General features: G+C 59.3%; 8 protein-coding genes. All 8 read right to left on the bottom strand.

What is annotated here, in order from left to right; all coding sequences use genetic code 11:
* Positions 1-43: 43 nt before the first annotated feature.
* The 8 genes from AC0L3U_RS28940 to AC0L3U_RS28975 all read right to left on the bottom strand — a co-directional run bounded on the left by AC0L3U_RS28940 (position 44) and on the right by AC0L3U_RS28975 (position 13,929).
* Positions 44-901: a glycosyltransferase family 2 protein gene (locus AC0L3U_RS28940; protein ID WP_473364105.1), complete on the bottom strand. Its 858-nt coding sequence runs from the start codon at positions 899-901 to the stop codon at positions 44-46.
* A gap of 182 nt (positions 902-1,083) precedes the next feature.
* Positions 1,084-1,527 (bottom strand): hypothetical protein, encoded by a 444-nt coding sequence (locus tag AC0L3U_RS28945; RefSeq protein ID WP_473364106.1) that lies wholly within the window; start codon positions 1,525-1,527, stop codon positions 1,084-1,086.
* A 12-nt stretch (positions 1,528-1,539) separates the two neighbouring features.
* On the bottom strand, positions 1,540-5,652 hold the full coding sequence (locus AC0L3U_RS28950; protein WP_473364107.1) for a glycoside hydrolase family 99-like domain-containing protein: 4,113 nt from the start codon (positions 5,650-5,652) through the stop codon (positions 1,540-1,542).
* A 337-nt stretch (positions 5,653-5,989) separates the two neighbouring features.
* Positions 5,990-7,990 (bottom strand): tetratricopeptide repeat protein, encoded by a 2,001-nt coding sequence (locus AC0L3U_RS28955; RefSeq protein WP_473364108.1) that lies wholly within the window; start codon positions 7,988-7,990, stop codon positions 5,990-5,992.
* A 38-nt stretch (positions 7,991-8,028) separates the two neighbouring features.
* Positions 8,029-9,378, bottom strand: coding sequence for an HlyD family type I secretion periplasmic adaptor subunit (locus tag AC0L3U_RS28960; RefSeq protein ID WP_473364109.1), 1,350 nt, complete (start codon positions 9,376-9,378; stop codon positions 8,029-8,031).
* Positions 9,368-11,584, bottom strand: a complete 2,217-nt coding sequence (locus AC0L3U_RS28965; RefSeq protein WP_473364110.1) for a peptidase domain-containing ABC transporter — start codon at positions 11,582-11,584, stop codon at positions 9,368-9,370. Before AC0L3U_RS28965 ends, AC0L3U_RS28960 begins: the two co-directional genes overlap by 11 nt.
* 238 nt (positions 11,585-11,822) lie before the next feature.
* Positions 11,823-12,428 carry a class I SAM-dependent methyltransferase gene (locus AC0L3U_RS28970; protein ID WP_473364128.1) on the bottom strand — a complete coding sequence of 202 codons (606 nt, stop codon included), beginning with the start codon at positions 12,426-12,428 and terminating at the stop codon, positions 11,823-11,825.
* 193 nt (positions 12,429-12,621) lie between these two features.
* Positions 12,622-13,929, bottom strand: coding sequence for a calcium-binding protein (locus AC0L3U_RS28975; RefSeq protein WP_473364111.1), 1,308 nt, complete (start codon positions 13,927-13,929; stop codon positions 12,622-12,624).
* Between the last annotated feature and the right edge of the window lie 103 nt (positions 13,930-14,032).

A 14,032-nucleotide genomic window follows, 5' to 3' on the forward strand; every position in this document is an offset into this window, starting at 1 on the left:
TTGATCCAACCGCTCGATCGAATAACTTCGCAAAGCTTCTAAATCAGAATGCCTCCTTAAACTCTGCAGGTATGCTCAGAAGCTCACGCCCGAATTTTACGGTATCGACCCAATGTGTGTTGCCATTTTCAAGTCGCTCGCTTGCTTTGAATTCTTGAAGATAAGCCCCGAGAATCCCGGCGCTTGCCGACCATGGATCACTGGATACAACTGGTAGTCTAGCCCATTGCTCTACCATTCCAACCATGTTCTGGTCCGGAACTCTTTGATGACTGCCAGCATTCTCTCTGGCCCACGGCATTTCGCGAGTTGTCTTCAATCGCTCCAGCGTCTGCGTCATGTCGGCGTAGCGCAGGTGGAAGAGGAACAAATCACCGAATTTGGCGGGCAGTTCTCTACTATGAAAGCCAGGCCACCAGGTCACTGGCTTAGACGTTAGGTTCGGTTTATTCATTGCAGAGCTGTAATGCACATAGCTTCGCTGCTGGAGGATCGGAAGGCTCGGATCGAGCGCGCCTTCTTCGGGAAGCTTGTGCAGCAAATCCAGTCCTATTGATGTAACGTAGTCTGGCCTGACCTTTTGGCAGTAGTCAGCGATGCCGTTGAACTTGCGCGGATCCGCAACAAGTATTTCGTCACAGTCCGTATAAAATACGTAGTCATAGTAACGCAGCAGATTGTTCACGAGGTCGCCAACAAAGAGAGTTCTCTTCTCGTTGTCTTGCGGCGACCTGGGGAGGCGGATCTGGTTGAACCCCTGCAGACTGTCTGTAGAACCATCGTTCGAACCGTGGTCGATGATATAGCACTGCCCGGGCCCGAGTTGCGATCCGTAGTATTTAGTCCAGATCGGCAACTTATACTTTTCGTTGAAGACCATTGTGACGGCTGCGACCTTCATGCAATCCTCTTAAAGCCTTCCTTGGGCTCAAACGACAACTAAAGACACGTCAACTCTTCCCTCTTCAACGCGCGACACGAAGGAAGATCGCGGGCTCGCCGAAGGAGGGCGGCTTTTCTTCATATTTCGAAAAATGTGGAACGTCGATCCTCTACAAGAATGACTACCAGTTGCACCCTCCTTCAGCGATCGAGGAGGACCTTCTTCCACTGATGCGCATTTTCCTCTTCAAGTGCATTCGGGCTTCGCCCCTCGCCTGCTCCCACCAGATTGAAATGCTGGTCAGCTGACGAGACGGCTCCCTTTTTGATCCCCCCTACGACGTCTGGATACTTCTTCAAGTACCAGTCCTCGTCCACGATCGCCATTCCACCCCGTCGCCCCTCGAAATATCCGAAGCCGATAAAGTGCATTAGCCCGCTCTCGACATCTCCCCTGTCGACTGCCTCCCTTACATCCGGGTTTGCAGCCAAATAACTATCCTCATTGAAATCCGCCTGCGCAAGCGCGATCTGGAGCAGGAGTTTCAGGAGGGAAAGAGGGACCTTGACCTCCTGAGCGGCCTCGGCCTGGTCCCGAGTGGAATTGAGGCTCTTGAGCAGCGGCTCGTAGGGAGGGACAAACATTCAGACTTCTCGCTAGTCGCGGGTCGCGGTTTTTTGGCTGACAAAGGTCGCAGATTTGCCTGATCGGCCTGACTTGGACACAGGCGGCGCTAGGCCACGCTTTTTCTGAGCGGAATCGGCCTTCTTAGACGGTTCAACCCTGGTCTTCGCGTTGACCTTCCCCGCTTTTTTGGCAGGCCCGCGTGAAGTCGCGCCAGGTTTGGCAGCTTTCGGCCTAGCCGCCTCACCGAGTTTGACTTCACCGGCGTGCTTGACAGATTCGTGTGTGCCGGTTGCAGCAGACACCTCCTGAGGCACCTCTGCTGGAGGGAGGAGCTGACGGGTGACCTCGTCGACATAGGCCGCTTGGGCGAGCGCCTGCTTCTTCGGCAGTTTGACCGCGCCGCGGATCGCCGCGTGCATTGCAGCAATTTCAGCGACGTGCTTTTCGGCCTTGAGGGAGTGGGTGACGCTTTCGGCGTGCCGGCGGTGGACGTTGAGGGGGTCGGCCACATAGGCGATTTTGGCGCCGGCCGGGATGAGCGCCTGTAGGTAGAGGCGCCAGTCGCCGGCCATGCGGAAGTCCTTGAGCTCGGAGCCGCAGGCCTCGAGCGCCGTGAGCAGCGCCTCGCGGCGCCAGACCACCGAGCTGACGTTCAGGATCGTGTTCTTGACCGCAAGATAGCGCGCGATGAAATCCGCCCCGCTGAACACCTCGCTGCGCGAGAGCGCCTCCGGCTCGATGCTCGCATAATAGGGCTTGTAGCTCGCATAGACCTCCCGCCCCTCCGCATCGATCGAGCGCGAATCGGAGAAGGCGAGCGCAATGTCGGGATCGGCCTTCATGAGGCCGACCAGGCGCGCGAGGAATTGTGGATCGGACTGATCGTCCGCTTCCGCGATCCAGAGGAATTCGCCGCTGGCCATCTCGGCTGCCTTGGTCCATTGCGCAAAGACCGATCCGGAGTTCTCCTCGTTGATGATGAGGGCGAGATCGCGCTGCCGGCTTTCTGCAAGCTCCATGATGACCTCGACGCTGCTGTCGGTCGAGGCATCGTCCAGTACGAGGATTTCGTCGACGGGATGGGTCTGATCAAAGATCGTATCGAGCCGCTCGCCGAGGCAATGGGCGTAGTTGTAGTTTGGCACCGCCACCGAAACGGCTGGTAGAGTGGGCGCAGCAAGCTCGAGCAGGCCCTTGACGTAATTGGGGAACGAGAAATCCTGCTCGATCAGATCCATCATGCGATCCCGCTCGGCCGGCGTGACCGGCGATCGGATGAGTTCGCCGATCGCTCGTGCCATGGCCGCTGTATCGCAATACTCGACGACCCGGCCAAGCTTGTTCTCCAGCAGGAATTCAGGGATTCCGCCGGAGTTTGCGAAAGCAACCACGGGAACGCCGATGCCGAGCGCTTCCAGAGCAACCGTTGGGAATGGATCTTCGCGCGAGGTGAGCGCAAGCACGGAGGCGGCCGAATAGAAGGTCTCCATGTCGCTACGGAAGCCGATCAGATGAAACGTCTTCGTAGCCTCTGCCGCCGCGACTTCGCCCGCGAGCCATTCCATCATGCCGGGATCGTGGTCGCCGACCCACACGAAATGGACGCTTGAATTGTTCAGATGCGCAAGCCGCCAGGCCTGCAGAAACAGGTCGAACCCTTTGCGTAAGTCAGCATAGCCGACGCCGAGCACGACTGGCGCGCCCGCCGGGATACCCAGTTCGTAGCGCAGCTGCCGCGCCTTGTCCGGTGCAGCCTCGATCTGCTTGTAGCTGCCTTGCGGGAAAATCACGAAGCGGTCGGATTTGTCCTCCTCAAGCTTAAGACCCGCCACGAGACTATCCTGGACAAAACGCGAAGCAAACACGACCTTGTGTGAGGCGGTGATGCTGCGCCGCGCCAGATCCTCGAGGTTCTTTTCCCGTAGTATCCGCGGCAGTTCGTGAATGAGACTGATCGTTCTGATGCCGCGGCCGGTGAGGAATGGTACGACGCTGCCGCTCGCTGACGTATTCACGATAGCAGCCGTTACCCCCTGGTCGCAGAGCTCAGCGAGCTTGCCCGGAAGCTCGTTGACGCCGCGGACGATGGTAACCGGCGCCACCTGCGCATATTCAGACTCAAGCTTGCCGCCTTCCATGAGCAGGAAGCGGACGTCGACGTTGAACCCGCTTCGCAGCGTCTTGCCGATGTGAAGCAGAAGGTGCTGCGCGCCGCTCGGAAACGCGTCATGCCCCACCAGCAGCAGTTTGGGCATGGTGGCATCGCGCTGGATCCCGGCAACCGCCCGCGCTGTCGCATTCAGATAGGCTGATCCGTAATAGAGGTCAGGCTCGAGATAGGCGCCCTCGCACCATTCATTCCAGGCATTGACGCAAATGATGCGCTCGCCGAAGAACGTTTCGGTCTGAGCGCGCTCGATCAAAGCTGACAGCCAGGCCTCGTATTTCGCCGGCGTGGAGCCCTGGATCACCAGACCAGATCCCTGACGCCGCGCGTCATTGTCCCAGCTAGGCACCACCGTCTTGATCAGCGGGAAATCCGCACGCGGCTCTTTCAGCGAATAGTCGACCACATCCTCATAACGGTAGACCTGACCGTTAAAGGTGTCATCGAACAGCTCGACCTCGTTGTTGATACGTGGCGTGAACTTGGTGATCTTGTGCGGCGGAAATTCAATCGCGCCGTCCAGTCCATAAATGCGGGGGTCGAAATCGTCGAAGCTCTGGCTCATCACGATGATTGGATGTTCGCCAAACTTCTCGGCGAAGATCTCGCGCCAGCGTTCAATGACCTCCTTGGCATTCGGGATGATGCCAGGCCGATACACCATAAGGAGCGGCCGGCCATCGATTCGAATATAGCGCGGATCGGAGAAATGCCGCGCATAGTCGGCGAGCAGCAGTTCGTCATCCTCGGCAAGATAATCCTGCGAGATCAGAACCTCGCCATCCATCCCGTCCCAGCGCCGGGTCCAATTTTCGTTCGCCCACATCAGGCAGAACGGCATGTCGACGTCACGGGTCTGAAGGAATTGTTCCAGCGGCCGCTCCAGCAGCCGCTTGCCGTTGAACCAGTAATAGTAGAACACGAAGCCATCGATGCCGCTGCGCCGCGCAAGCTCGACCTGCTTGCGCATCGTGTTGATGTCTTCGAGGCTATAAAAGCCGAGATCGCGCGGCACGCGCGGCTGATAGTGATCTTTGAAGCGCGGGACGCCGCGGGCAATATTGGTCCATTCCGTAAAGCCCTTGCCCCACCATTTGTCGTTCTCGGGGAAGGAGTGGAATTGGGTGAGATAATACGCCAGAACTTTGGCGCGTCGCTTGGCTCGCGGCGGCAGCGGTTGCAGCTCCTCGAACAGCGGTCCCGTCCGCGTGAATCTCCGGATTTCTGCAGGGATGGTCGCCTCGTTCAGCGGCGGCTTCGAGTAGACGCCCTTCTCCTCGCGATGCTCCAGGAAATGCACCAGCGGGTTCTGGTCGAATTTTCCCCCGAGATACCGTTGCGCGTAGAAGCGCACATCGAACTCATCCGAGGGATTACGCCCCTCCTTGAATCCGTAAGACATGAAATGCTCGAACGGATCGACGCCGGCTTCGCGAATATCAGGGTAGGCCGACAGATAATATTGCGCGTCGAATTCCGGGATCGGACTGAACTGCCCCTTGCGATTTGCCAGATAATGACCCAGCGGGCTTTCGCTTGGCGTCAGTCCGTAAGACGTCCGATACCAGGCCGGGTCGAAATGTGGATTGGGCCTCGTTCCGGCGGGTTCACCAATGCGTGCATAGTGCAGCAACGGATTGACGCCGGAGCTGGTCACGTCAGGATTGGTCGCGATGTACCAAGCCGTATCAAACAGGACGTTGGGACGCCGTCCCTCCAAAAAGCCGTGCAGGAAGAAATGCTCGAAAGGATCAACGCCGGATTTTGCAACGTCACCATAGGTGCTGACGTAGTAATCGGTGTCGAACAGCCCGTGTCGAACCAAATAGTCCTTTGCGATTTTCAGCTGCTCCGGCGTGACACCTGCCTCGTTAGCAGCCGTGGTCTGCCCCGATTTTTTGGGAGCGTTCGACTTGCTTCCGCCAGACTTCCGGTTGGCGGAGGTTCGGACGAGACCGCTGACAAAATCCGACATCTGAAGCGCCCCAAATCAAGAAGCAGGCCACGTCCTCCAAGCAAACCTGGTGCCACCGGACGCCGAAATTGAATCGAAGAGACTGCCCTTGCTGTTTCTAGATGCCAGCAGAACCTGGCGCAATGCAGCCAAGCAGAGTGTCGTATTTAATCTTAATTCATGGGCCCGTTTCGTCGAAAACAGTGTCGCAAAAGTCACTCACTACGTGCCCCCCTTATGTCTCGGGCCCGGTTCGCTGAGCTCTTGATTAATGTTGCTGCGCTGGCGTGCTTTAAAGCCTCACGGCGAACGGTTCGATGGTGCGGACGCGTAGACAACGCAACTGTCAAGCTGGCCCTTACCTGGTCGGGCCGCGGTTCAGGGCGGCAAGGCGCTGCCGCGCCATTTCATTGCCCTGCTGTGCGGCTTTCTCATACCACCTGACAGCCATGTCTGCATTTGTGGGAGCGCCGGAACCTGCAGCATAGGCGTCTGCGAGCGCAAGCTGGGCCGCGGGCATGCCTAGTTCGGCAGCTCGTTCGAACCATTCGACCGCCTTTTCCGCGTTCCGCTCGCAGCCCTGGCCCTTGGACAGCATCACCGCGAGATTGAATTGGCCGAGCGCATGGCCCTGCTTTGCCGCCGCCTCATACCAGCCGAGACCCCGTTGAAGATTGAGCTCGACCCCGTTGCCGGTGCAGAACATCACCCCGAGCTGAAACTGGGCCACCGCATGGCCTGCGCGCGCGGCTTTCTCAAGCCATAGGGCCGCCTGCTTGGGATCGGCACCAAGCTTGTTCTGACCGAGATTGAGGTTTGCCACCTCCATCATGGCTTCGACGGATCCGGCTTCGGCGGCGCCGCTGTACCATTTCACCGCGAGCGACGGGACAGGAGGCCCCCCCAGCCGCCCCGCATAGAGGTGCCCGAGCATAAGCTTCGCCGGCCCGTAGTTGGCCTCGGCGGCCTCCGTCAGGAGGTCCGTGGCGCGCTGGAGCGAGCGCTCCTTGTCGGTCTGTAGCAGGAACTGGGCATAGGCGACCTTGGCCTCGGGATCACCGGCGTTGGCGGCCTGCTCCAGCCATTGTTTTGCCTGCGCCTGGTCGGTGCCGCCTCCCCCGGCCGCATGGAGACGCCCAAGCTGAATCTTGGCCGCGCTTAGGCCGCCTTCGGCTGCGACCTCGAACCATTTGATCGCAGCAGGGATATCCTTCTCCAGGCCGGTGCCATTGGCCAAAAACGTCGCGATGTTGAAGGCCGCCGTGGGATGCTTGTTCTCGGCGGCGCGAAGGAACCATTTTGCCGCCTCCCGCAGATTGGGCGGCGCGCCGTCGCCCGTGGCAAAGAACCGGCCGGTAAAGAATTGAGCCTGCACATCGCCGCGCTCGGCCGCCCTTTGATACCAATACGCGGCCTCTCGCAGGTCGGGCTCCGCGCCCGCTCCGAGAGCATAGAATGCGCCAAGCGCCAGGATCGCCGGCAGATAATCCTTGCGCGCCGATTTCCGCAAGTGCGTTTCCGCGCGTTCGCGGTCTCGTTCGACGCCATCCCCGTTGAGACGCATGATCCCGATATGGTAGAGCGCAACGGCGTCGTCGTGCTCCGCCGCCTTTGCAAACAGCCGCGCGGCCTCAGCATGATCCTCAGGCAATCCCTTGCCCTTCAGATGCATGAACGCAAGCGCCACCGCCGCCCGGACGTAATCCTGATCCGCAGCCCTGCGGTACCATTCAGCGGCAAGCTCGAAATTCTCCGGCAGTCCGCGGCCCTGGAAGCAGACATCGCCGAGCGCAAACTGGCCGGCCGCAAAGTCCTGTTTCGCGGCCGCCATATAAGACTTCAGTGCTTCCTTGAGGTCCCGCTCGCAGCCCTCGCCATTTGTGTAGAGATCACCGAGCAAGACCTGCGCCTCGGGCTTGCCCGCATCTGCCGCAGATTTGGCCCATCGGAACGCAGCTTCAGAGTTTTTGGCAACGGCAATCCCATGTGGAAAGATCAGAGCATGAAGCGACGATGCCTTCTCACCGAGCCGCTCCTCGGACGACCGCCGCCAGGTCTCAGCTGATCCAGGCCCGAGTCCGGCCTGCACGCCATGGCGGTATATCAGCGCGAGTTTGTATTGCGCTTCGAGGTGACCCGCCTGGGCCGCGCGCTCGTGCCAGGCCACGGCTTCGGCAATGCTGCCACGAACGCCCTCGCCTTTTTCGTATAGGAGCGCGATCCGGTGATCGGCTTCCGCATGGCCAAGCTTGCTCGCGTCTCTCCAGGCGTGAAAAGCGTCGAGAAAGCGTGCAGCATCATAGGCAGCGACCCCCGCATCGAATGGGGACCTTCGGTGACGAAATGATTTCCCGCGCAAGACCTCCTTGGCTCGCCAAAGGAGAAATTGGGCTGCCATCATGGCTCGCGCATGGCCTCTTTCATGCCGCGAAGCATGCCGCCGAGCAAATACATCGCAACCGATCGCGTTCCGACGTTGACATCCCCGGTGAGGGTCATGCCGGGGATCAAGCGGAAGTTCTGGGGCACATCGATGAAGTTCGCGTGCTCGACCGAGCAACGCGCCTTGTAATAGGCGTCAACGGCCCGGCCATCGTCATCCAGCGTAAATGCGCCTTCGCTGATCCAGCGCACCTTGCCCTCGGCCGTGCCATGTTCGGTGGCGTTGAACGCGTCCACCTTGATGGTGCAGCGATCCCCCGAACGAATAAACCCGATGTCCCGGGATGCAAGCTTGATTTCCGCTTCTAGGCGCGTGCCGACCGGCATGAGGGTGATAAAGGGATCGCCCGGCTTTAGAACGGAGCCAATCGAAAGCTTTGCCATGGTCAGCACGACCGATGGCTCGCTTGCAGTCAAGCGCACCAGATCCTGGTGTTTATTGGCCTTTTCGTAGGACGATCGCGCGATATCCAGATTATTGCGAGTCTGGACCAGGTCCTGGCTGAGCTGCGCACGCCACTGCTGGATGAAGGCATTGCGATCGGCCATCAGCGACTGCAGCGTATGCTTGGATTCGAGCAGGCTGTTATGCGTGCTGTCGATCTGCCGCAACAATTCGATGCGCTGATCTTGCGAGACATAGAGATTGAGCTTCGAACCGCTGCCGCTCTCAGCGAGGCTCGAGCGCATGTCTTCAACCTTCTTTGCGATCTCTTCGCGCTGGCCGAACCGCTCGTCATCCTTTTCGAGCTTCTGGATAGTAGCCTTGGTCTGTTCGATCTTGGAATTGAAGCTCGATAGCTGCGCCCTGTACTGCGCATCGCGCTGGTCGTATAGCGCCCCCTGCACATCCGCATAGCTCTTGAACGCCTCGTCATCGCGATCGGGGAAGACCAGCACCTTTCCTTCGAGCTCGGCCTTGTCCCGCATCATTTGCGTCTCAAGGCTCGCGATCTGCAATTTGTACTGGTGCACATCCGCCGCGGTAAAGGTAGAATCAAGCGTAGCGACCAATTGCCCGGTCTTGACCTGATCCCCTTCCCTGACGTCGATGGTCTTGATGATCGAGGGGTCGAGCGCCTGCAACACCGTGATTTGGTCGACCGGAACGATCTTGCCGCCGACGCTCGAGACCACACGATCGATGCGCGTCAGACACATGATCCCAACGATCACGACAACGAAAGCCGTGAGCACCAACAGGGTGGCGCGGGCAACCCGGGGCTCTGCCTCCTCGCGGATCGCGTCCGTCTCGGACTGAAACTGTCGAACGGTCGTAAGCGACGCTTGCTGACTACGAGACAAGGCTGGGGCTCCGTCGAACCGGTGCAATCATATGATTATTCTGCTGATGCCAAAGCCCGCTATAGATGTCGTTGCGCTCCAGGAGCTCCTCGTGGCGACCGACATCGTCGATCACGCCGCGATTGAGGACCACAATCGCGTCGCACTTCACGAGCGAGGACAGACGGTGCGAGATAACGATCAAGGTGCGCCCATGAGCGATGCGTGCGATATTCGCATTGACGATGGCCTCGCTGTCGGCATCGAGCGCGCTCGTGGCCTCGTCCAGGATCAGGATCGGCGGGTCGACGATCAGCGCCCGCGCAATCGCCAGCCGCTGGCGCTGACCACCCGACAGGTTCGGTGATCCCTCATAAATGTAGGTCTCATAACCGCGCGGCAATTTGTCGATGAACTCCTCGGCGCCGGCAAGTCGCGCCGCGCGTACCACCTCATCGAACGTCGCATCAGGCTTGGCCGCCGCAATATTCTCTCGGATGGTGCCGCTGAACAGGAAGTTTTCCTGCAGCACAACACCGACATTGCGCCGAAGATGGTCGATATCGTATTCGCGCACGTCAATGCCGTCGACCTTGATGAGCCCGCCATAATCAGAGTGCAGGCGCTGCAACAGCCGGGTAATCGTGGTCTTGCCCGAGCCGCTCTTGCCCATGACACCAAGCGTCTGTCCTTGCGGGATCTCAAACGAGACGTCGTTGAGCGCAGGTGTCACCGTTCCCTTGTATTTGAAGGTCACACCGGAAAATTCGACGTGGCCCTTGAACGGCGTCCGCACGCCATGACCCGACCGGCCTTCTTCCGCGGGCTGATTGACAAGCTTTGCAACCATCGAAACCGCCGTGCGCGCTTCGTCGTATTGATTGATGAGCTGCGCCATTTGCATCAGCGGCGCGGACACACGTTGTGACAGCATCAGGAATGCGAACAGAGCACCGATGTAGATCGGATCATTCGTTGTGAGCGCCAGATAAACGCCGATGGCGTAGGAGCCGTTGACCGCGAGCCGCTCCAGGGGACGAACCACGGTTTGGATCATGGTGCCGGTCATGGCCTCGCCAACCCGCGCTTTGGCGACGCGGGCGACCAACACGTCCCACATATGCCGTTGACGTGCGTCGAGCGCGAGCGATTTGATGGTGCGAATGCCGTTGAGCGATTGGATCAGGAAGGCACCTTGTGCGCCTTCCGCAGCCATGACGACACCTGATTTTTTACGATAAGCCGGCAGCATGAGCACCAGCCAGGCCACGATCAGGCCGGCAAATCCGAGCACGATGAAGGTCATGACCGGGCTGAAGAAGAACATCACCGGCAGGAAGAACAGCAGCATCGTGGAGTCCAGGACGGTGCCGAACAATTGGCCAACCAGGAACGTTCTGACCCGGAAGACTTCGCGGATGTCGCGCGAGATCAGGCCGACCGCGTTTTGCTCGAAATAGTCGATCGGCAGGCTCAACACTTTTTCGAACACGTAGGTGGACAGCTTCACGTCAAGACGCGAGGTGAGCCGGTGTACCAGGAACTGTCGCAGGAACGAGAATGCGGCTTCGAATGCGATCACGACCAGCATGCCGACGCAGAGCACATAGAATGTGTTGTACGCCTTGTAGAAGATCACCTTGTCCGACATGAGACGCCAGAACATGATCGGCGCGAGCGATAGGAAGCCGAGCACGAGCGCGGCGATCGCGACATCGCGCACCATGCGCCGTTCGCGGAAGATCAGCGACGTGATGAGGCCGAAGCTGAAAGGTTGATCCTCATCCGAAATCTCGTAGTCACGCTTGACCAGCACGACATCCCCCGACCAGATGTCCTCGAACCGCGGTTGGTCGATCACCAGCAGGGCGTCGTCCGCCGCATTGGGATCACGCAGTGTGACGCGGATATTTTGTGGATCGCCGTCAACGGAGAGCAGCACCATGGCGGCGCCATTGCGAAGCCAGACGACCGCCGGCAGTGCCTTCTTCAGCTGCGCCAGATGGGCCCAATCGAGCTTGACCGCCTTGGCCTTCATGCCGGCATTCTCGGCACATTTGATCAGCTGCGGGATCGAGACGTTCTGATCGCGAAGCAAATTGTCCTGCACCAGCTGAGTCGGCGTCAAATGCATCCCATGCTGGCGGGCCACGATGACAAGACACTCAAGTGCCGAGGCGGGTGTGGGGTCGGTCGAGGCGCCTTCGCGAACGAGTTCGGAGCTCATTGGGGTCCTGTCTCTAACCTCTAGAAGAAACGTTATGGCCTACCGACGGAGCCGAAAAATCTAACGCTCTGACGCTTCGGGCCAAGCTATTAAATTCATATAATAAATCAGGTGATCTTGCTATGCGGAAAGCCCGCTTCCATGGGGTAAAAAGCCACCTCTTCTGCGATAAACCTTAACACTGCGGCTCTTCTGCGATAAACTTTAACACTGCGGCGGGGAAGCTTCCGGTCACAAGCTAGGCAAATTGCTCGTGAAAATCGAAGCCGCAGGCGGCAAGCTCCTTTTGAATGGCAACGCCATCGGCCTCGGGCATTAGCGCCAGCGCGCAGACCTCAAAATCCTGACTCCGCACCGATACCGTGGGGAAGCCTGCACTGAGCAGCAGGTTGCCAAGCCGCTCCGGGGTAAAACCTGTGCGGTGGGCCATATAGTGTTGCCCCTCTTCGATCGAGCGGGTATGGCCATAGAGCATATCGAGCGGGCGTATCGGCCCAACCGGCGACTCGTAGGCCACAGCGGCGATCCCATGCTCAACGATGAACTGAGCCACCGCCTCCAGATCCGGGCTCATGATGAGAGCGAAACCATCTGACTTGAGAACCCGGTGGAATTGCCGCAGCGCCGGATAGACCTCGTGCGCATAGAGATGCTCAAGCACGTGCGAGGACCAGACCGCATCAAAGCCTTGAGGGCCAAAGGACGCATCGAGCCGGGTGATCGAGCCGACGACGTCCGGCCGAACGCCCGGGTCGATGTCCAGCCGCACTTCTTCCCAATCCGCTTTCGCCGTCATTCGGGCGATCCGTCGGGCAGGACCTGGACCGGAGCCAGCGTTGAGCATGCGCTTGTGGGGCAACGACGTTCCTCCGGACAATCTCAATCAAACCTTGGCCCGAGATTACCAAGCCGACCGGACCCCTGCCAGCCGGTCACGACCCTCACCGAATTAACGGTAAACGATGAGAGCTCAATAGCTTAGTCGAGACGAAAAAGCCCCGCCGAAGCGGGGCTTTCCAATCCGCCGATCAGCGGAATTAAGTGAGCTTGACCACCTGGTCGGTGAAGTAAAGCTCCGTGATGCCGGTGACCTTGATTTCCTGACCATCGTTGAAGGTGATGGTGTAGCTGCCGGGCGCCGTCGGATCGAGCGACTTGACGTCGCCGAGCGAACGGTCATTAAAACCGACGATATCCGTACCACCGCCACCGATAATCGTATCGTTGCCAATCTTGGTTTCAACGTGGAAGGTATCGTCGCCCGCGCCGCCCTGCAGCGTCGAGGACGCTCCGGAGCTGCCATAAAGCCAGAATTCATTCTTCGATCCGGCCGCGCCCGTATCCTGGAAGTAATCGCCTTGCTGGCCAATGATAGTATCATTGCCTGCACCGCCGATGAGCGTGTCGGTGCCCGCACCAGCCGACCCATCGTACAATTTTGTGTTGCCGGTGGTTCCCTGCAGGAGCTGATGCTGGCCAGAGCCTGCGATCAGGAAGTTGTCGCCCGCACCGCCCGTGAGCGTATCGGCACCGCCACCACCATAGAGTGTATCGGCACCTCCGCCGCCCTGTAGCGAGTTGGCTTCACCCGCCTGCGTGCTGCCCGAACCAAGGGCTGAGGCATCGCTGGCCGTGCTGCCCGAAATGACGGTCGAATTGATGCCGCCATGTAGCTCGTCGCTGCCGGTGCCACCGTTGATCGTATCCGCACCGTAACCCCAGATGGTGTCGTTTCCGGCGCCGCCCAGAAGCGTGCTTGAACCGGATGAGAAGTCACGGATGTCATCGTTATTGTCGCCGCCGTCCAGCAACTGATGCCCGCCGGTGCCGGCCCGCAGCACGTCGTCGCCCGACCCGCCATAGATGCTGTCCTGGCCGCTGCCGCCGTAGATAGTATCGCTGCCGCCATCGCCCCACAGCTGGCTGTTGCCGCTGCCCCCGCCAATCACGTCGGCGCCAGAACCACCGCGCACCGTGTCGTTGCCGCTATCGAACAGGTTGACGCTGTCGTTGCCTTCGCCCATCGCGATGAAAACGTTGTTGGCGCCGCCCGCGACGTTGAGCTGGTTGCCCCCGGCATCATCCATGATGATGGCCTTGAGCGTCGAGGAGGTCTGAACGGTCGCCGAATTCGTGAGGTCCACAACCTGAACGATGCCGGGAACCGGTCCGCTGGTGTAGGTGCCCTGCTCAACCCAGGCCTTCTTGCCGTCCTCAGGACCTGGATCGTAGACGCCGCCGTTTTCAAGCGACGCGATCAGTGCCGCTTGAACCGTGGGATCGAGATGCCCCGCCGCAGTGAGGTCGGCATTCAAATCCGTCTTCGTCAAATAGCTGACAGCCATACAAGACCCCTGAAATTTCCTAACCCAGCCGGCTCATGGGGAAGCCAGATGGAAACGAATCAACCTCGAAAAAGGCATTTTAAAAGGCGCAAAGAGAGTCTGC

Source organism: Bradyrhizobium sp. Kon69 (assembly GCF_055807515.1).

What these genes read in the sequence shown, in the direction of transcription:
- AC0L3U_RS28940 (WP_473364105.1), bottom strand. Translation starts at nt 901, where the DNA reads ATGAAGGTCGCAGCCGTCACAATGGTCTTCAACGAAAAGTATAAGTTG.
- AC0L3U_RS28945 (WP_473364106.1), bottom strand. Translation starts at nt 1,527, where the DNA reads ATGTTTGTCCCTCCCTACGAGCCGCTGCTCAAGAGCCTCAATTCCACT.
- AC0L3U_RS28950 (WP_473364107.1), bottom strand. Translation starts at nt 5,652, where the DNA reads ATGTCGGATTTTGTCAGCGGTCTCGTCCGAACCTCCGCCAACCGGAAG.
- AC0L3U_RS28965 (WP_473364110.1), bottom strand. Translation starts at nt 11,584, where the DNA reads ATGAGCTCCGAACTCGTTCGCGAAGGCGCCTCGACCGACCCCACACCC.
- AC0L3U_RS28970 (WP_473364128.1), bottom strand. Translation starts at nt 12,428, where the DNA reads ATGCTCAACGCTGGCTCCGGTCCAGGTCCTGCCCGACGGATCGCCCGA.
- AC0L3U_RS28975 (WP_473364111.1), bottom strand. Translation starts at nt 13,929, where the DNA reads ATGGCTGTCAGCTATTTGACGAAGACGGATTTGAATGCCGACCTCACT.